This window comes from Delftia sp. UME58, from assembly GCF_014170385.1.
Lineage (GTDB): Bacteria > Pseudomonadota > Gammaproteobacteria > Burkholderiales > Burkholderiaceae_C > Comamonas > Comamonas acidovorans.
Window position 1 is genome coordinate 52286 of record NZ_LZZV01000098.1, and the last position, 18906, is coordinate 71191.

Below are 18906 nucleotides of genomic sequence, written 5' to 3' on the forward strand. Positions count from 1 at the left end.
TCAGCGTACGACGGCTGTCAGCGTGCTGCCTGCCGGAACACGCAGCTGTTCCTGGTAGGTGCCTTGCGCATCAGGCTGACGCAGGAAGGGGAAATGGCCGCGCGCATTGAGGTTCACCGGCACCGTGGTGGGCAGGACCCGGGAAGACGCCAGGCTGCTGCCGTTGATCGCCGCCAGGGTGAAGCCCTGCTCCGTGCGCGCGGGCCAGCCATAGCCGCTGGGCACATCGCCGGGCAGCAGTGCGATGTTGGCGCCCCAGCGCTGGATGGCGACCGGCAGCGTGGGACCGCCGGCTTGCTGTATGGCATTGCCCAGCACCTGCAGCGAGTCGGTGGACGTGGTGTTGCTCAGCAGCTGCTTGTAGAAGCCCACGCCGTACTGGCGCACCAGGTAGGCGCCCAGGCTGCCGTTGACGTCGTAGCCGAAGCAGGGCGCGACGGTGTCGGCGCTCCAGGCGGCGGGATCGCAGTTGAAACCCGAGCGGGACAGCCAGGAGGGGACGCGTCCGCTGGCGATGGAGTTGAAGCCCGGTGTGACGCGCTGGGCCACGATGTCTTCGCCCATCATGGCGCTCATTTCCTCCAGGAAGGTGTCGAACGCGTAGTCGGTTCCCGGCTTGGGCAGCTGGACGCTGCGGCGGTAGAAGTTCGTCATGTGGACGAACTCATGGGACAGCGTGCTGATCTGGTTGGTCATGCCGGCGGCAGGGTCCAGGTACAGCGTCTCCGTGTCCATGTAGAAGGACAGCGATTGGTTGCTGTACTTGACATCGGGATCTGCAGGGTCTGCCTTGAAGTTGTTCAGCGACCAGAAATAGCCCAGCAGCCCGTACGGGGTGCGGTCCGGCACGAAATTCACGAACACGATGTCCAGGGGCTGGTCGGGGTCGATGAGGTCGCTGTAGGAGTGCGTTCCCCAGGGCTCGCCAGACAGCCCCGTGATCAGGGGATAGACCGCGTCGGAGCCGCTGGTGAATCGCTGGACCAGCGTGTCGAGCATGGCATCGCTGACCTTGGCCGCGTCGTACTCGCTGTTTTCCAGCCAGACGTTGATGGTGCGGGTGCCGGTGGGCGTGGGCACGCTGGCCTGGCGCCTGAGCGTGGCCTGGCGGGTTTCGATTTTCGAGCTGCCGGTTTCCACGAACCAGCTGCGCTGGCTGCCCACGGGCAGGATGGCCGCTGCCTGCTGCTTGATGGATGGCCGCGCCTGCGTGTCCGCTGCCGTCAGGCGGGGCTTGAAGTTGCGGATGCGCTCGGGAATCTGGTTGCCCGTTGCGGATGCGGCGCTGAGGCTTTTCTGTGCCGTGGCGGTGGTCGCCGCGGGCGGTGTCAGCGTCAGTGCGGGCATGGGCACGCTGGCGTCGCCGTTGTTGGTGTAGATCAGCGTGACCTGCTTGCTCCCCAGATTGGTCAGGCCCACGGGGATCTGCTGCTCGGCCTGCGTGGTGTTGGTGTAGCTCCAGACCCCCACGCCCTGGCCCGAGTAGGTGGTGGCATCGGCGGCGCCGCAGGCCGAGCCCGAGCAGGCGGCCGTCAACTGGGTAGACGGGCCGGACGGGCCGCCGCCTCCTCCTCCGCCGCAACCGGCCAGAACGGCGCCCAGAGCCAGTGCGATGGCGGTCTTGCTGTACTGATGATCAAAGAACATGTTTTCCCTTCCTCTTGTGTACCTGATGCTGGAGATGTGGATTCTTGATCCGATATGGCGTGAGATGCTACCCGATGCGATCCGCGGCGCTGTCTGGCAGCGGATGCACCGGCATCTGCAGCTGCTCCACGAACCGTCGCGCCGCCAGCCCCAGCGGACGCTCCTTGGACCACACCCAGTCGACGAACAGCTGGGTGCCGTTGCTGATGTTGCACAGCGGAATGCGCAGCAGCGCGCCCGTTTGCAGCAGCGGCTCGGCGACGCTGAAGGGCAGCCACCCCCAGCCCAGGCCTGCCGAGATCAGCGACAGGGCCGCCAGATGGCTGTCGGTGCGCCACAGCTGGTGCGAGAACACGAAGCGCGGATCGGTATGGGCCAGGTCGCGGCTGGCCAGCAGGATCTGGCGCGCGCCGGCCAGCTGGCCCACATCCAGGCGCTGCTGCCCGTCCACGCCCAGTTGCCGGGCCAGCGGGTGCCTGGCCGCCATCACGGCGACCATGGTTTCCTGGCCCATCTCCTGGAAATCCTCGCGTCCGTCGATGGCCGGGCGCTCGAAGACCAGGGCCAGATGTGCGCGGCCCGAGTGCAGTTCCTTGAGCGCATCGACCTGGGCGGCCACCAGCACTTCCACCTCCAGCCCCGGGAATTCCTCGACCAGCGGCTGCAGCGGCGCGGCCCAGGCCGTGGACAGCAGCTCGGGCGCGATCACCAGGGTCAGCCGCTCCTCCAGCCCCTGGTGCAGGGCCAGCGCCTGGTGGTTGAGCTGCTGCAGCTGGGCGGCCAGCAGCCGGGCCTGGGGCTCGAGGGCGCGCGCCGCCGCCGTGGGCCGGGGCTCGCGGCCGCTGCGGTCGAACAGCTGCAGGTCCAGCTCGGCCTCCAGCTGGGCGATGGCCATGCTCACGGCCGAGGGCACGCGCCCCAGCCGGCGTGCGGCGGCAGAAAACGAGCCGTGGTCCAGCACGGCAAGGAACAGCGGCACCTGGTCGGCGGGGAAGGACATGGTGGGAATCTGTCAGTTTTATTGAAAGAATCTGACTTTAACGTTCAATTGCGGACAAATAAACTGCGCCCCCTATGACCTTGCAGACACACCAAAAGGGCCTCCAGGGGCCCAAGCGCAAAGTGGTCTTCGTGACCCTGTATGAACTGATCGCCATCGCGGCCTCCAGCCTGCTGTTCATGGCCATCGGCCAGAGCGCCGGGCATTCGGGCGGCATGGCGATTGCCGCCTCCACGCTGGCCATCGTCTGGAACCTGACCTTCAACCACCTGTTCGAGCAGTGGGAGGCGCGCCAGAGCGTCAAGGGCCGCTCGGTGATGCGCCGCGTGGTGCACGCCCTGGGCTTCGAGGGCGGTCTGGCCATGGTGCTGATCCCGCTGATGGCCTGGTGGTTCGGCGTCACGCTGTGGGAGGCCACGGTGATGGAGGCCGGCCTGCTGGTCTTCTTCCTGGTCTACACCTATGTCTTCAACTGGTGCTTCGACCATGTGTTCGGCCTGCCCGCCTCGGCCTCGGCGCCCGCTGCGGTGGCACCGCGTGCTCAGGGCGAGCCGGCCTGCAGCAACTGACCGGCCACGGCGGCGGCGGCCGTGCGGGTCTCCACGCCGAGTTTCTCGAAGATGTGCTCCAGGTGCTTGTTCACCGTGCGCGGGCTCATGCCCAGGATGTCGGCGATGTCGCGGTTGGTCTTGCCCTTGCTCAGCCATGACAGCACCTCGGTCTCGCGCGGGGTGAGCGCCACCTGCTGCAGCCGGCGCGCGGCCGGCGTCTGCGGCGCCTCGTGGCTGAGCAGCACCATCGACTCCCCCAGGCCGCTGGCGCCCATGTGGCGCGCCAGCAGCTGGCGGCCATCGGCCAGGGCCAGCGCCAGATCCTGGGGAGCGGACCGGCCCTCCTGATCCGCCTGGCCGGACGGATCCGGCTGGCGGGCGCCGGCCAGCCAGTCCCCGGCCGCCTCCAGCGGGAAGGGCTGGTCCGCAAAGGCCTCCTCCAGCCAGCGCGATGCCTGGGGCGAGCGCCAGGCCACGCGGCCCTGGCCGTCGAGCACCACCACGCCCAGCCCCGCCACGTCCACGGCCTCCTGCGCCTGGCGCGTGGCGCGGGCATTGCGCACATGGGTGGCCAGGCGCACCAGCACCTCGGGGATGCGCAGCGGCTTGACCACGTAGTCCACGCCACCGCTGGCAAAGCCGCGGATGATCTGGTCCGTGTCCGACAGGCCGGTCATGAACACCACGGGCACATGGGCCCAGGCCGGCGTGGCCTTGAGCGTGCGGCACAGCGTGAAGCCGTCCATGCCGGGCATGACGGCGTCCAGCAGCACGCCGTCGGGCACGGTGAGGGCGAAGCGCTGCAGCGCCTCGTCGGCGTCGCGGGCGGCGAGCACCACGTAGCCTTCGGCGGCCAGCGCGTCGCACAGCATGCGCAGGCTGTCCAGCGCGTCGTCCACCACAAGGATGACGTGGGCGTTGTGAGGGGGGTGGCTGGGGTGGCTGCTGCTGTTGGCGGTCGTCATCTGTGGCCTTTGCGGGTTCTCATTCATCGGTCTCCTCTCTTTCTTCGTCTTCTTCATCCTCTGGCTCGGGCCGCGGCAGCATGCGCGCCAGCGCATCGAAGTCGAAGCGGTTCGCGCAGGCCTGCAGCGCATCGAGCAGCGCGGCATGCGCGGGCGCCTGCTGGCGAGCCTGGCGCAGGCGCTCGCGCAGGGCCGTGGCCTGGCCCGAGCGCGCCAGCCGGGCCAGGTCTTCACGCAGATCGGGCGGGAAGGGGGCGGCTGCCGGCGCCTCCTCTGCCTTGGCCTCTGCCTGCTCTGCACACGGCGCCGGCAGCAGCAGCGGGCGGTTGTCATGCACCCATTCCAGCCGCAGCACGCGCTCGAGCACCTGCAGCAGCTCGGACTCGGTCACGGGCTTGGCGACAAAGCCCTGGCAGCGCGCATCGGCCAGGCGCGGCGGGTCGTTGTCGAACAGGTTGGCCGAGACGAAGACCACGGGCAGCTGCTGCGCATCCCGGCGCGCGCGCAGCAGGGCGGCGGTCTGCCAGCCGTCCAGGTCGTCCATGCTGATGTCCAGCAGCACCAGGTCGGGCGGGCTTTGCTCCACGATCTCCAGGCACTCGCGGCCGCTGGCGGCCTCGCGGATCTCGAAGCCCAGCGGCAGCAGCAGGCCGGCCAGCAGCTGGCGCTGCAGCGGCTGGTCGTCCACCACCAGCAGGGTGCGCCGGGGCGGCAGATAGCCGATGACGGTGTGCAGCGTCGCGGCGGCGCCCGGAGGGACCCAGGACGCGTCGGGCGCCATCTCGGGCAGGTACAGGCGCACGGTGAAGCAGCTGCCCTCGCCGGGCGTGCTGCTCAAGGTGAGCTGCCCGCCCATCAGCTCGGTCAGCAAGTGGGTGATGGTCAGCCCCAGGCCCGTGCCCGCCTCGCTGACGCGCCGCCCCGCGCTGCCGCGCTCGAAGGGCACGAAGATGCGCTCCATGTCCTGCGGCTCGATCCCGATGCCGGTATCGATGACCTCGATGCGCGAGACATGGGGCCGGAAATCCATGCGCAGCCGCACCTCGCCGCGCTGGGTGAAGCGCACGGCGTTGGACAGCAGGTTGATCAGGATCTGGCGCAGCCGCTTGGCATCGGCCCGCACCCAGCGCGGCATGGTGCCCAGCGTCTCGACCGAGAACTGCAGCCCCCTGGCCTGGGCCTGGGGCCGCATCATGGCCTCGATGCCGTCGATCAGCGCGGGCAGGGGCAGGGGGGCGAGGTCCAGGCGCAGGCGGCCGGCCTCGATGCTGGCCAGCTCCAGCGATTCGTCGATCAGCGCGCGCAGGTGCTGGCCGCTGTGCTGCATGGTGGACAGGGTCTCGCGCACCCAGCCATCGACCTGCGGGCTCTTGAGCAGGATCTGCGTATAGCCCAGCAGGCTGTTGAGCGGCGAGCGCAGCTCGTGCGTCATGCCGGCCACGTAGCGGGTCTTGGCCTGGCTGGCCTGCTCGGCATGGTCCTTGGCGGCCTGCAGCTCGGCATCGGTGCGCTTGTGGGCGGCGATCTCCTGCAGCAGCAGCTGGTTCTGGCGCTCGGACTCGTCCTGCGCCATGCGCCGGCTGTCCGTGCTCAGCACCACCCACCAGGCGGCCACGGCGCACAGCAGGGCCAGCAGCGCGAAGACCTTGAGGAAGGGGATGCGCAGCGCGCCGCCATCGACGCTGCCTGCCTGCAGGCTTTCCTGCATGTAGACCACGCCCACCATGAAGGCCGTCACCGCGCACAGCGACAGCATCACCACCAGGTACTGGCCCGCGCGGAAGTTCACCTTGGTCGCCCAGCGCGGCGGCAGCAGGGCCGAGGCCAGCGCATGCAACTGCTCGCCCGCGCGCGAGCCGGTCTTGCAGCGGTCATGGCAGCGCGACTCCAGCGAGCAGCACAGCGAGCAGATGGGCGCGCCGTAGGCGGGGCAGTGCGCCATGTCCTCGGACTCGAAATGCTTCTGGCAGACGGCGCAGCGCACGGTCTCGCCGGGCTTCCACAGGTTGCCTGCGGGCCGCGCCAGGTAGTAGCGCCCGCCCGTCAGCCAGGCCAGCAGCGGCGACAGCAGCATGGACAGCGCCAGCGCGATGAAGGGCGAGAACGCGGCCGCCGTCTCGCCCAGCAGGCCCGCATAGGCGCAGCAGGCCACGGCGGCGGCCAGCAGCATGGCGCCCGGGCCCACGGGATTGAAGTCGTACAGATGGGCGCGGCGGAACTCGATGCCCGGCGGGCTCAGTCCCAGCGGCTTGTTGATGACCAGGTCGGCCACCAGCGCGCCCACCCAGGCGATGGCCACGTTGCTGTAGATGGTCAGCACCTTCTCCAGCGCGCCGAACACGCCCAGCGTCATCAGCAAGGTGGCGATGACCACGTTGAACACCATCCAGACCACGCGCCCCGGATGGCTGCGCGTGATGCGCGCGAAGAAGTTGGACCAGGCAAGCGATCCCGCGTAGGCATTGGTCACGTTGATCTTGACCTGCGAGATGACCACGAAGACCACGGTCACCGCCACGGCCAGCCCCGGCAGGCCCAGGGCCTGCAGCACCTGCTGGAAGCCCACCAGGAACATCTGCGTGGGCTCGGCCGCGCGCGAGGCGTCCACCCCTTCCAGCTGCATGGCCGCGAAGGCGAGAAACGCGCCGCCCGCCATCTTGAGCATGCCCATCACGGCCCAGCCCGGACCGGCCACCAGCACCGCGCCCCACCAGCGCAGGCGGTTGGCCCGGGTGCGCGGCGGCAGAAAGCGCAGGAAGTCCACCTGCTCGCCGATCTGCACCACCAGCGCGAAGATCACGGCCGCCGCCGCGCCGAACATCAGCGGATCGAACTGGCTGCTGCCCGAGCGCAGGCCGGTGAGGCTGGCGAAGTCGCGGTACAGCCGGGGCTGGGACAGCGCCATCCACACGAAGGGCAGCACCAGCAGGAACAGCCACAGCGGCTGCGTCCAGGCCTGCAGGCGCGAGATCAGCGTGATGCCGCGCATGGCCAGCGGCAGCACCACCAGGGCCGACAGCGCATAGCACCACTGCAGCGGCCAGTCCACCACCAGCTGCAGGGCCAGCGCCATGATGGCCGCCTCCAGCGCGAAGAAGATGAAGGTGAAGACGGCGTAGATCAGCGAGGTGATGGTCGAGCCCAGGTAGCCGAAGCCCGCGCCCCGCGTCAGCAGGTCCATGTCCAGCCCGTAGCGCGCGGCGCAGACGGCGATGGGCAGCCCCGTCAGGAAGATCACCAGCCCCACGGTGACGATGGCCCACATGGCGTTGGCGAAGCCGTAGTTCAGCGCAATGGCGCCGCCGATGGCCTCCAGCGCCAGGAAGGACAGCGAGCCGAAGGCCGTGTTGGCCACGCGGAACTCGCTCCAGCGCCGGAAGCTGCGCGGCGTGTAGCGCAGCGCGTAGTCCTCCATGGTCTCGTCGGCCACCCAGGCGTTGTATTCGCGCCGGAACCGGAAGATGGTCTGCGGCGCGGGCGAGGTGCTGGCGGGGCTGTCGGGCGGGGGTGCGGAGTGCATTCCCAGGTCTAGCAAGAAACGTGCGGGGCCAATGCTGGCGCGGCTTTCAAGAGGGGTGCGTGGGGTGCGTACGCAGATGGCTACGTCAATTGACGTATGGGCGGCTTCAAGGGTTCTTCCTAATCTTGGACCCAGCGCGGAAACAAGCCGTAACCGCAACGCCAGTTTTCAGCCACTTGCAGATCACCCAACCGATCCTTACAGGAGAGTCACCATGAGCCACCCCTCCGACCCCCGCACACCTGGTTCCCCCGGCACGGAAATGGGCCGCCGCCGCGTCCTGCAGGCGCTTGGCGCCGCCTCGGTGGCCGGGCTGCCGGCCTGGTCCTTCGCCCAGCCCACGGCCCAGGTCAACACCACCAAGCTGGCCGTGACCGATACCGAAGTCGTCGTGGGCCAGCTGCACTCGGCCACGGGCACCATGGCGATCTCCGAGACCGGCTCCATCCAGGCCGAGCAACTGGCCATCGACCAGATCAACGCCATGGGCGGCATCCTGGGCCGCAAGATCCGCGTGATCAAGGAAGACGGCGCCTCCGACTGGCCCACCTTCGCCGAGAAGTCCAAGAAACTGCTCATCAACGACCGCTGCGCCGCCGTCTTCGGCTGCTGGACCAGCGCCTCGCGCAAGGCCGTGCTGCCCGTGTTCGAGAAGGAAAACGGCCTGCTGTACTACCCCACCTTCTACGAAGGCCTGGAGCAGTCCAAGAACGTGATCTACACGGGCCAGGAAGCCACGCAGCAGATCCTGTACAGCCTGGACTGGGCCAAGGCCGAGAAAAAGGCCAAGACCTTCTTCCTCATCGGCTCGGACTACATCTGGCCGCGCACCTCGATGAAGATCGCGCGCAAGCACATCGAGAACTTCCAGAAGGGCAAGGTCGTCGGCGAGGAGTACTACCCGCTGGGCAGCACCAACTTCGGCTCGCTGGTCAACAAGATCAAGCTGCAAAAGCCGGACTGCATCTTCGTGGCCGTGGTGGGCGGCTCCAACGTGGCCTTCTACAAGGCGCTCAAGGCCGCAGGCATCACGGGTGACAAGCAATTGCTGGTCACGCTGTCGGTGACCGAGGACGAGATGACCGGCGTGGGCGGCGAGAACTTCACGGGCTTCTACTCCTCGATGAAGTACTTCCAGACGCTGGACAACGAGAACAACAAGAAGTTCGTGGCCGCCTTCAAGGCCAAGTACGGCCCCAATGCCGTCATCGGCGACGTCACCCAGGCCGGCTACCTGGGCCCCTGGCTGTGGAAGGCCGCCGTGGAAAAGGCCAAGAGCTTCGACGTGGACAAGGTGGTGGCCGCATCGCCGGGGCTGGAACTCAAGACCGCGCCCGAAGGCTACGTGAAGGTGGACGCCAACCACCACCTGTGGAGCAAGTCGCGCATTGCCGTGGGGCAGCCGGACGGCACGTTCAAGGTGGTCTCGGAGTCGCCTGAACTCATCAAACCCGATCCCTTCCCCAAGGGATATCAATAAGCACCCCCTGAGCCGCTGCGCGGCTTCCCCCTCTCTCGCTACGCGGGAGGGGGACGACACCCTCGGTGCGGGACGGCCCTTCCTCGGTGTCTCCCGCGTCGGGCTCTGCCAGTTTCAGGCAGGGGCGGCTCGTCGCATTGATTGCGTTTCCCGATTGGCTTGCGCGCAGGAGCAGCACCATGAGTTTTTCCGACATGATGAACATCGGCCTGATGCAGGGCTTCGCGGGGCTGAGCCTGTTCGCCGTGCTGCTGCTGATGGGCCTGGGCCTGGCCATCATCTTTGGCCAGATGGGCGTGATCAACATGGCGCATGGCGAGTTCATGACCATTGGCGCCTACACCATCTACCTGGGCTCCACGCTCACGGCGCAGCACGCGCCCGAGTTCATGCCCTACTACTTCCCGCTGGCCATCGTGGCCGCCTTCCTGTTCGCCTTCGCGGCCGGCTGGCTGGTGGAGTGGGGGCTGATCCGCCACCTCTACAAGCGCCCGCTGGACACGCTGCTGGCCACCTGGGGCGTGAGCCTGGCGCTGCAGCAGTGCTTTCGCACCTTCATCGGACCCAAGGAAGTCAGCCCCACCCTGCCTGACTGGCTGATGGGCTCGTGGGCGCCGGCCGAGGGGCTGGACATTCCCATCAACGGCCTGTTCGTGCTGGCGCTGACCGCGGTGGTCACGGCCGGCGTGCTGATCGCGCTGCACAAGAGCCGCTGGGGCCTGCGCGTGCGTGCCACGGTCAGCAACCGCGTGATGGCCAACGCCATCGGCATCGACACCAAGAAGACCGACCGCCTGACCTTTGCCATCGGCTGCGGCATCGCAGGCGTGGCGGGCGCGGCCTTCACCACCATCGGCTCCACCGGCCCCACCTCGGGCTCGCTGTACATCGTGGACGCCTTCCTGGTGGTCACCTTCGGCGGCGCGGCCAGCCTGCTGGGCACCGTGGTCTCGGCCTTCGGCATTGCGCAGACGCAGTCCATCACCGAGTTCTTCCTCGCGGGCTCCATGGCCAAGGTGATCACGCTGTCGCTGATCGTCTTCATCCTGATGCTGCGTCCCCAGGGCCTGTTCGCGTCCAAGGTGCGGCGCTGATCCCGGTGCCGGCCCTGTCCACGAATTCCCCGCGTTCCCCCGATTTCCCCTGAGTTCACCGGAGTCATTCCATGCAAGCCCTCAAAGCCTGGATACAGCGCTACCAGCTCGCCAGCCTGGTGCTGCTCACCGTCCTGCTGGCGGTGGTGCTGCCCCTGGCGCTGGACATCTTCCGCCTCAACCTGGTCGGCAAGTACCTGACCTATGCCTTCGTCGCCATCGGCCTGGTCATGGTCTGGGGCTATGGCGGCGTGCTCAGCCTGGGCCAGGGCGTGTTCTTCGGCCTGGGCGGCTACGCCATGGCCATGTTCCTGAAGCTGGAGGCGTCCGACCCCATCAGCACCAAGATCCAGTCCACGCCCGGCATCCCCGACTTCATGGACTGGAACCAGCTGACCGAGCTGCCCTCGTTCTGGCTGCCCTTCAAGAGCCTGCCGTTCTCGCTGGCCGCCGTCATCGCCGTGCCCACGCTGCTGGCCTGGCTCATCAGCTTCGCCATGTTCAAGCGCCGCGTGGGCGGGGTGTACTTCGCCATCATCACGCAGGCCGTGGCGCTGATCGTCACCGTGCTCATCATCGGCCAGCAGGGCTACACGGGCGGCGTCAACGGCATGACCGACCTCAAGACGCTGTGGGGCTGGGACACGCGCACGGACAGCGCCAAGTACATCCTCTACTACGTCTGCGTGGCCCTGCTGATCGGCGCCATCGTGCTGTGCCGCTGGATACAGACTGGCAAGGTGGGCACCCTGCTGCTGGCCATGCGCGACAAGGAAGACCGCGTGCGCTTTTCCGGCTACGACGTGGCCAACTTCAAGGTCTTCGTGTTCTGCCTGGCCGCTGCGCTGTCGGGCATAGGCGGCGCCATGTTCACGCTGCAGGTGGGCTTCATGTCGCCCAGCTTCGTGGGCATCGTGCCCTCCATCGAGATGGTCATCTACGCCGCCGTGGGCGGGCGCATGAGCCTGGTGGGCGCCGTGTACGGCACGCTGCTGGTCAACGCGGGCAAGACCTATTTCTCGGAGAGCTTCCCGGACCTGTGGCTGTTCCTCATGGCAGGCCTGTTCATCGGCGTGACCATGGCCTTCCCGATGGGGCTGGCCGGCCTGTGGGAAAGCCGCATCGTTCCGTGGTGGAACAGCCGCCGCAAGGGCACGGCACCTGGCGCAGCGCCTGCCGCAGCGCAGGTGGCCCAGGCAGCACCTGCCCCGGCCCCGGCCGCCACCAAGCCCACGTCCGCCCTGTCCGAAGGCATGGGCCGCCAGGGCGCCTGAACCACAGCGGGAGCACACCATGAGCAATACCGACTTCACGCTGGCCGTGGAAGACCTGACGGTCTCCTTCGACGGCTTCAAGGCCATCGACGCGCTGAACCTGTACATCGACAGGAACGAGCTGCGCGTCATCATCGGCCCCAACGGCGCGGGCAAGACCACGCTGCTGGACCTGATCTGCGGCAAGACCCGCGCCACGGCCGGCAGCATCAAGTTCAAGAACGAGGAACTCACCCGCATGGCCGAGCACAAGCGCGTGCGCCTGGGGATCGGGCGCAAGTTCCAGACGCCGTCCATCTACGAGAACCTGTCGGTCTTCCAGAACCTGGAGGTCTCCTACCCGCAAGGCCGCTCGGTCTTCGGCGCGCTGGCCTTCAAGTGCACGGAGGCGGTGCGCGATCGCGTGCAGGCCGTGGCCGCCGACATCGGCCTGGACGAGCGCCTGGACACCGAGGCCGGCCTGCTCAGCCATGGCCAGAAGCAGTGGCTGGAGATCGGCATGCTGCTCATGCAGGAGCCCGAGCTGCTGATGCTGGACGAGCCCATCGCCGGCATGAGCGCCCGCGAGCGCGAACTGACGGCCGAGCTGCTGCAGCGCATCTGCAAGAACCGCTCCGTCATCGTCATCGAGCACGACATGGAGTTCGTGGCGCGCATCGCGCACAAGGTCACCGTCATGCACCAGGGAAAGATCCTCGCCGAGGGTCCCATGGACAAGGTGCAGGCCGACCCCAAGGTCATCGACGTCTACCTCGGCCACTGAGGCACGCACAAGGAATTCACATGCTGCAAGTCAAGGATCTGTACGTGGCCTATGGCCAGAGCGAGGCGCTGCACGGCATCAGCTTCGAGGGCCGCGAGAACGAAACCGTGGCCATCATGGGCCGCAACGGCATGGGCAAGACCACGCTGTTCAAAAGCCTGATGGGCGTCATGCCCGCCAAGAGCGGCCAGATCACCGTGGCCGGCCAGGACGTCACGAAGGACGAGAGCTTCCGGCGCGTGGCCAAGGGCATTGCCTACGTGCCCCAGGGCCGCATGATCTTCCCCACGCTGACCGTGGAGGAGAACATACAGACGGGCCTGGAGAACGCGAAGACGCGCCAGGTGCCCGACGACATCTACGCCCTGTTCCCCGTGCTCTGGGACATGCGCCGGCGCAAGGGCGGCAACCTCTCGGGCGGGCAGCAGCAGCAGCTGGCCATTGCGCGCGCCCTGGTCACCGACCCCAAGGTGCTGCTGCTGGACGAGCCCACCGAGGGCATACAGCCTTCCATCATCAAGGACATCGCCAAGGCGCTCAACGAGATCCGCAAGCTGCGCCGCATCACCATCGTGGTCAGCGAGCAGGTGCTTTCCTTCGCCATGGATGTGGCCGACCGGCTGTTCGTCATCGAGGGCGGGCGCCTGGTCCATGAGACGGCCAGAGCAGATACCGACGAGCAGCGCATCAAGTCCTACCTCTCTGTATGAAGCACCCCCTGAGCGGCTGCGCCGCTTCCCCCTCTCTCGCACGCGGGAGGGGGACGACACCCTCGGTGCGGGGCGGCCCTTCCTTGGTGTCCCTGGGTTGTGCCGTGCCGGTTTCATTCACCGCGGTCGATGCAGGCGCCGAGTTCCTCTCTTTTTCCACTGCCATCGCAAGGAGCACACCATGGCCGAAACCCTGATCAAGGTCGATCTCAACCAGTCCCCCTACGACAACCCGCAGGTGCACAACCGCTGGCATCCCGACATCCCCATGGCGGTCTGGGTGGAGCCGGGCGCGGAGTTCAAGCTGGAGACCTATGACTGGACCGGCGGCGCCATCAAGAACGACGACAGCGCCGAAGACGTGCGCGACGTGGACCTGTCCACCGTCCACTTCCTGTCCGGCCCCGTGGGCGTCAAGGGCGCGCAGCCCGGCGACCTGCTGGTGGTGGACCTGCTGGACATCGGCGCGCGCGACGACAGCCTCTGGGGCTTCAACGGCTTTTTCTCCAAGCAGAATGGCGGCGGCTTCCTGGACGAGCATTTCCCGCTGGCCCAGAAGTCCATCTGGGACTTCCACGGCATGTTCACCAAGAGCCGCCACATCCCCGGCGTCAACTTCGCGGGCCTCATCCACCCGGGACTGATCGGCTGCCTGCCCGACCCCAAGATGCTGGCCAGCTGGAATGAGCGCGAGACCGGCCTCATCGCCACCGACCCCGACCGCATTCCCGGCCTGGCCAACCCGCCCAACGCCAGCACCGCCCACATGGGCCAGATGCAGGGCGAGGCGCGCGACAAGGCCGCCGCCGAAGGCGCACGCACCGTGCCGCCGCGCGAGCACGGCGGCAACTGCGACATCAAGGACCTCTCGCGCGGCTCGCGCGTGTTCTTCCCCGTCTACGTGGACGGCGCGGGCCTGAGCGTGGGCGACCTGCACTTCAGCCAGGGCGATGGCGAGATCACCTTCTGCGGCGCCATCGAGATGGCCGGCTGGGTGCACATGAAGGTCTCGCTGATCAAGGGCGGCATGGCCAAGTACGGCATCAAGAACCCCATCTTCAAGCCCAGCCCCATGACGCCCAACTACAAGGACTACCTGATCTTCGAAGGCATCTCGGTGGACGAAAAGGGCAAGCAGCACTACCTGGACGTGACCGTGGCCTACCGCCAGGCCTGCCTGAACGCCATCGAGTACCTGAAGAAATTCGGCTACAGCGGCGCCCAGGCCTACTCGCTGCTGGGCACGGCGCCCGTGCAGGGCCACATCAGCGGCGTGGTGGACGTGCCCAATGCCTGCGCCACGCTGTGGCTGCCCACGGAGATCTTCGACTTCGACATCAATCCCACGGCCGAGGGTCCACAGAAGATCATCACGGGCGGGGTGGACCTGCCCATCGCCCAGGACAAGTAAGCCCGACATACGACACCCGCTATCCACCATCCGCCAGAGGCCGCCCATGCCCACCTATGACTACCACTGCACCGCATGCGGCGGCTTCGACGCGCTGCGCAGCCTCTCGCAGCGCAACGAGCCCGCGCCCTGCCCCAGCTGCGAGGCGGCATCGCCACGCGTCTTCGTCAGCGCGCCGCGCCTGGCCTGCACCAGCCCCGAGCAGCGCCGCGCCCACGACACCAACGAGCGTGCCCGGCACGAGCCCAGACGCTCACGCGATGTGGCCGAGGGCAGCTACGCGCGCATGCGCCACCCTTCGGGCTGCGGCTGCTGCAGCGGCGCCAGCAAGCGCGGCTCCACGGTCACGGCGCCCAACGGCGCCAAGACCTTCCCGACCAAGCGGCCCTGGATGATCAGCCACTGACAGCGGCCCCTGCGCCGCACCGATGCAAAAAGGCCCGCGACGCGGGCCTTTTTCCTGCCTGGGCGTACCGCTCAGTGCACGGCGCCGATGAAGCCTGCCAGCTCCGGCGTCTGCGGGCTGGCGAACAGCTGCTTGGCCGGGCCGCTTTCGTGGATCAGGCCCTGGTGCATGAACACCAGCTGGTCGCCCACGTCGCGGGCAAAGCGCATCTCGTGCGTGACCATGATCAGCGTCATGCCCTCGGCGGCGAGCTGCTTGACCACGGCCAGCACCTCGTTGACCAGCTCCGGGTCCAGGGCCGAGGTGATCTCGTCGCACAGCAGCACCTTGGGCTGCATGGCCAGCGCGCGCGCAATGGCCACGCGCTGCTGCTGGCCGCCGCTGAGCTGGTCGGGGTAGCTGTCGTACTTGTCGCCCAGGCCGACCTTGGCCAGCATCTGGCGCGCCAGTGCCGCCGCCTCGGGCTTTTTCACGCCCTTGACCACGGTGGGCGACAGGGCCACGTTCTCGCCCGCCGTCAGGTGCGGGAACAGGTTGAACTGCTGGAACACCATGCCCACGTTCAGGCGCAGCGCGCGCAGCTGGGCGGGCGAGGGTGCGCTGCCCTCCGAGCCCTTGAGCACGGCGTCGTCCACCACGATCTGGCCGGACTGGATGGCCTCCAGCCCGTTGATGGAGCGCAGCAGCGTGCTCTTGCCCGAGCCGCTGCGGCCGATGATGGCGACCACCTGGCCGCTGTCCACGCTCAGGTCCACGCCCTTGAGCACATGGTTGTTGCCGTAATGCTTGTGAACGGCGCGCACATCAACGAGCGGCATAGAGTTTCTTCTCCAGATGGGATGCGTAGAGGGACAGGGGCCAGCACAGCAGGAAGTAGCCTGCGGCGACCAGGCCGTAGATGAGGAAGGGCTGGAAGGTGGCGTTGGCCAGCATGGAGCCGAGCTTGGTCAGCTCGCTGAAACCGATGATCGAGGCCACCGCCGTGCCCTTGATGATCTGCACCGAGAAGCCGACCGTGGGCGCTATCGACAGGCGCAGCGCCTGCGGCAGCACCACATGGCGCATCTGCTGCAGGTAGCCCATGGCCAGGCTGGACGAGGCTTCCCACTGGCCGCTGGGGATGGACTCCACGCAGCCGCGCCAGACCTCGGCCAGGTAGGCGCTGGTGTACAGCGTCAGGCCGATGGCGGCCGCCGTCCAGGGCGAGAGGTCCAGGCCGGCCATGGACGAGCCGAAGAACACGATGAACATCTGCATCAGCAGCGGCGTGTTCTGGAAGGCCTGGATATAGGCCTTGGCCAGGCGGCGCAGGTTCAGGCTGCGGCCCACGCGGGCGAACAGCACCAGCAATCCGGTGGCGCCGCCCAGCACGAAGGCCAGCAGCGACAGCGCCAGCGTGGCCAGCAGGCCCTCGGCCAGCTTGGCCAGGATGGGCAGCAGGGGAATGTCGGCAATCATGCGGCGTCTCCGGCAGTGGTTGCAGGTGCAGCGGGTGCAGCAGGTACAGCGGGCCGGGCTGCACGCGGCGTGCGGCGGCCCACCACGAAGCGCTGGCCTATCCAGGCCAGCAGCTGGCGCAGTGCCAGGGCCAGCAAGAAGTACGCGGCCGTCACCACCAGGTAGGTCTCGAACGCGCGGAAGTTGCGCGACTGGATGAAGTTGGCCGCAAACGTCAGGTCCTGGGCGGCGATCTGCGAGACCACCGAGGTGCCCAGCATCACGATCACGATCTGGCTGCTCAGCGAGGGCCAGACCCGCTGCAGCGCAGGGCGCAGCACCACATGGCGGAAGACCGCCCAGCGGCCCATGCCCAGCGCGCCAGCGGCTTCCAGCTGGCCGCGCGGCGTCTCCTGGATGCCGGCGCGCACGATCTCGGTGATGTAGGCGCCCAGGTTGATCACCGTGGTCAGCAGGCAGGCCTGCCATTCGTTGATCTGCACGCCCAGCGAAGGCAGGCCGAAGAACACGAACATCAGCTGCACCAGGAAGGGCGTGTTGCGTATGCCCTCCACGTACACCTTGAACAGCCAGTGCAGCGGCGCAATGCGCCAGGCGCGGCTGACGCCGCCGGCCACGCCGATGGCGCCGCCCAGCACGGCGCCCGCTGCCGTCAGCGCCAGCGTGAAGCCTGCGCCCTGTGCCAGCAGGCCGCTGTAGTCGAACACGGCGCCGAAGTCGAATTGATAGGCCATGGAAGGATTTCCGGGAGCAGGGGCGCAGCGGTTACAGGGTGGCGGGCAGCGGCATCTTCATCCAGCGCTGGGACAGGCTGGTCAGGCGGCCGTCGGCCTTGAGCTTGGTGATGATGGCGTCCACCTTCTGCAGCAGCGCCGGCTCGCCCTTGGCCACGCCGATGTAGCAGGGCGTGTCCTCGACCGCGAACTTCACGTCCAGCTGGCGCAGCCTGGTGCGCTCGTTGACGGCGTTGGCCACGATGTTGCCCAGCGTCACCAGCTGCACCTGGCCCGTCAGATAGCTTTGCGCGGTGGCGTTGTTGTCCTCGTAGCGCTTGATGGTGGCCGAGGCCGGCGCCACCTGCGTGAGGGCCAGGTCCTCGGTGGAGCCGCGCGTCACGCCCACGGTCTTGCCGGCCAGGTCGGCGGGGGCCTTGATGCTCACGTCCTTGGGGCCGTAGACGCTCTTGGGGAAGGGCGCATAGGCCTGGGTGAAGTCGATCACCTTGGCGCGCTCGGCGTTCTTGCCCAGGCTGGAGATGACGATGTCGGCCTTGCCCGTGGTCAGGAAGGGAATGCGGTTGGTGCTGGTCACGGGCACCAGCTCCACCTTCACGCCCAGCTCCTGGGCCACCAGGGCCGCCATGTCGATGTCATAGCCCTGCAGCTTCAGGTCGGTGCCCAGCGAGCCGAAGGGCGGGAAGTCCTGCGGAATCGCCACGCGCAGCACGCCGGCCTTCTGGATGTTGGCCAGCATGTCGGCATGGGCTGCGCCGCCCAGGCCGGCTGCGGCCAGGGTGGCGGCCGCCAGGGCGGTGCGGATGAATGCGCGGCGGGGTGTCAGGGGGGAAGTCATGCGAAAGCTCCTTCGGGAGGGGGGATGAGGCGAAAGGAAAGCGGGTCAGGGTCGGGCGCAGATGTATCGGGCGCCGTTGCGTCGGGCGCCGTTGCGTCGGGCGCCGTTGCGTCGGGCGCCGTCGCGTCGTCCGGTGCGTCGAGATCGATGCCGCTGCGCCTTGCGGCCGACAGCAGGTGGGCGCGCATGGCGCCCGCGGCACCCGGCGCATCGCCCGCGCAGACGGCCTGCACGATGGCGTCGTGCTCGCGCACGGGCTGGTCGTCGGCGCCGCTCCAGGCAAAGGGCAGGCGCAGGCTGTGGCTGATGGCCAGCTCCAGCTGGCGCGCCATGGCCACCAGGCCCGGATTGCCCGACAGCTGGGCCAGCAGCAGGTGGAACTGCAGATCGGCGTCGGCGGCGGCCAGCAGGTCGCTGCGGTCCAGTGCGTGGGCCAGCTGGGACTGGGTCCATTGCAGCTGGCGCAGGCCACTGTCGTCGGCGCGGGTGGCGGCCAGCGCGGCCCAGCCGGGCTCCAGCACCAGGCGCAGCTCGATCAGCTGGCGCGGCGACAGCGTGCCCAGCGCCGGGGTGGCATAGGCGCGGTGCATGCGTGCACGGCCGCTGTGCGGGCCGTTGATGCGCACGCCCTTGCCCGGCTGGATCTCGACCAGGCCCAGGGCCTCCAGCATGGACAGCGCCTCGCGCAGCGAAGCGCGGCTGATGCCCAGCTGCCGGGCCAGCTCGCGCTGCGGCGGCAGCTGGCTGCCGCCGGGGTAGTGGCCGCTCAGGATGTGCTGCTGCAGCGTCTGGGCCATCGAGATCGGAATGCTTTGCATGGGCTGGCGCGGGTGGAGGGTTTTGGCCTGACTGGTCAGACCACGTAACCAGCAGATAGCGAATTGCGTGCCAGATGCAAAAAAAGGAGCGTTGTCCTCAGGCGCTGCAAAGAATCCGGGGCGATGGGGTATCGACCATCCGCCTCGAAGGCGGCGCCGGCGGCCCGCGCTGCCGCGCTTTGGTGCAGTGCCGCATGGCTTTGTGCAGGCCTGCCCCGAATGCGGGCGTAAAACCCG

At 68.0% G+C, this 18906-nt stretch carries 17 protein-coding genes; 8 read left to right on the top strand and 9 right to left on the bottom strand.

Features of this window, described 5'->3' with window-relative positions:
* Together A9976_RS24770 and A9976_RS24775 are read right to left on the bottom strand one after the other, a co-directional pair.
* Positions 1 to 1647, bottom strand: a complete 1647-nt coding sequence (locus A9976_RS24770; protein WP_183021203.1) for a M30 family zinc metallopeptidase — start codon at positions 1645 to 1647, stop codon at positions 1 to 3.
* A 67-nt stretch (positions 1648 to 1714) separates the two neighbouring features.
* A complete protein-coding gene (locus A9976_RS24775; protein WP_183021204.1) occupies positions 1715 to 2647 on the bottom strand; it encodes a LysR family transcriptional regulator in 933 nt (310 codons plus the stop codon).
* Between the two features lie 74 nt (positions 2648 to 2721).
* On the opposite strand from A9976_RS24775, the gene A9976_RS24780 reads away from it, so the two are divergent.
* The gene (locus A9976_RS24780; protein WP_183021205.1) at positions 2722 to 3216 is read left to right on the top strand and encodes a PACE efflux transporter; all 495 of its coding nucleotides are present in this window, start codon (positions 2722 to 2724) and stop codon (positions 3214 to 3216) included.
* Here A9976_RS24780 and A9976_RS24785 read toward each other — a convergent pair.
* Positions 3189 to 4163, bottom strand: a complete 975-nt coding sequence (locus A9976_RS24785) for a response regulator (RefSeq protein WP_183021206.1) — start codon at positions 4161 to 4163, stop codon at positions 3189 to 3191. The genes A9976_RS24780 and A9976_RS24785 overlap by 28 nt on opposite strands.
* Positions 4164 to 4182: 19 nt before the next feature.
* A complete protein-coding gene (locus tag A9976_RS24790; RefSeq protein WP_183021207.1) occupies positions 4183 to 7683 on the bottom strand; it encodes an ATP-binding protein in 3501 nt (1166 codons plus the stop codon).
* A 214-nt stretch (positions 7684 to 7897) separates the two neighbouring features.
* On the opposite strand from A9976_RS24790, the gene urtA reads away from it, so the two are divergent.
* The 7 genes from urtA (at position 7898) to A9976_RS24825 (ending at position 14821) form a co-directional block, all read left to right on the top strand.
* Positions 7898 to 9163: an urea ABC transporter substrate-binding protein gene (gene urtA / locus A9976_RS24795; RefSeq protein WP_012202159.1), complete on the top strand. Its 1266-nt coding sequence runs from the start codon at positions 7898 to 7900 to the stop codon at positions 9161 to 9163.
* Positions 9164 to 9342: 179 nt separating this feature from the next.
* Entirely contained in the window at positions 9343 to 10257 is a 915-nt protein-coding gene (gene urtB / locus A9976_RS24800; RefSeq protein ID WP_013800106.1) for an urea ABC transporter permease subunit UrtB, read from the top strand.
* Positions 10258 to 10328: 71 nt separating this feature from the next.
* Positions 10329 to 11531, top strand: a complete 1203-nt coding sequence (urtC, locus tag A9976_RS24805) for an urea ABC transporter permease subunit UrtC (protein WP_183021208.1) — start codon at positions 10329 to 10331, stop codon at positions 11529 to 11531.
* A 19-nt stretch (positions 11532 to 11550) separates the two neighbouring features.
* Entirely contained in the window at positions 11551 to 12294 is a 744-nt protein-coding gene (urtD, locus tag A9976_RS24810; protein WP_183021209.1) for an urea ABC transporter ATP-binding protein UrtD, read from the top strand.
* A 20-nt stretch (positions 12295 to 12314) separates the two neighbouring features.
* Positions 12315 to 13004, top strand: coding sequence for an urea ABC transporter ATP-binding subunit UrtE (gene urtE, locus A9976_RS24815; RefSeq protein ID WP_012202163.1), 690 nt, complete (start codon positions 12315 to 12317; stop codon positions 13002 to 13004).
* 181 nt (positions 13005 to 13185) lie between these two features.
* On the top strand, positions 13186 to 14415 hold the full coding sequence (gene fmdA / locus A9976_RS24820; protein ID WP_097204649.1) for a formamidase: 1230 nt from the start codon (positions 13186 to 13188) through the stop codon (positions 14413 to 14415).
* Between the two features lie 46 nt (positions 14416 to 14461).
* Complete coding sequence (locus A9976_RS24825; protein WP_012202165.1) at positions 14462 to 14821, top strand: zinc ribbon domain-containing protein; 360 nt, start codon at positions 14462 to 14464, stop codon at positions 14819 to 14821.
* 71 nt (positions 14822 to 14892) lie between these two features.
* On the opposite strand, the gene A9976_RS24830 is transcribed toward A9976_RS24825, so the two are convergent.
* From A9976_RS24830 to A9976_RS24850, 5 genes are read right to left on the bottom strand one after another with little or no spacing between them, the layout of a single operon-like run.
* Complete coding sequence (locus A9976_RS24830; RefSeq protein WP_016448706.1) at positions 14893 to 15639, bottom strand: amino acid ABC transporter ATP-binding protein; 747 nt, start codon at positions 15637 to 15639, stop codon at positions 14893 to 14895.
* Positions 15626 to 16279, bottom strand: a complete 654-nt coding sequence (locus A9976_RS24835) for an amino acid ABC transporter permease (protein WP_183021210.1) — start codon at positions 16277 to 16279, stop codon at positions 15626 to 15628. The genes A9976_RS24830 and A9976_RS24835 overlap by 14 nt, the downstream gene beginning before the upstream one ends.
* Entirely contained in the window at positions 16276 to 17013 is a 738-nt protein-coding gene (locus tag A9976_RS24840) for an amino acid ABC transporter permease (protein ID WP_183021211.1), read from the bottom strand. The genes A9976_RS24835 and A9976_RS24840 overlap by 4 nt, the downstream gene beginning before the upstream one ends.
* 31 nt (positions 17014 to 17044) lie before the next feature.
* Positions 17045 to 17851, bottom strand: a complete 807-nt coding sequence (locus tag A9976_RS24845; RefSeq protein ID WP_063327764.1) for a transporter substrate-binding domain-containing protein — start codon at positions 17849 to 17851, stop codon at positions 17045 to 17047.
* Complete coding sequence (locus A9976_RS24850) at positions 17848 to 18669, bottom strand: FadR/GntR family transcriptional regulator (RefSeq protein WP_183021212.1); 822 nt, start codon at positions 18667 to 18669, stop codon at positions 17848 to 17850. Before A9976_RS24850 ends, A9976_RS24845 begins: the two co-directional genes overlap by 4 nt.
* Between the last annotated feature and the right edge of the window lie 237 nt (positions 18670 to 18906).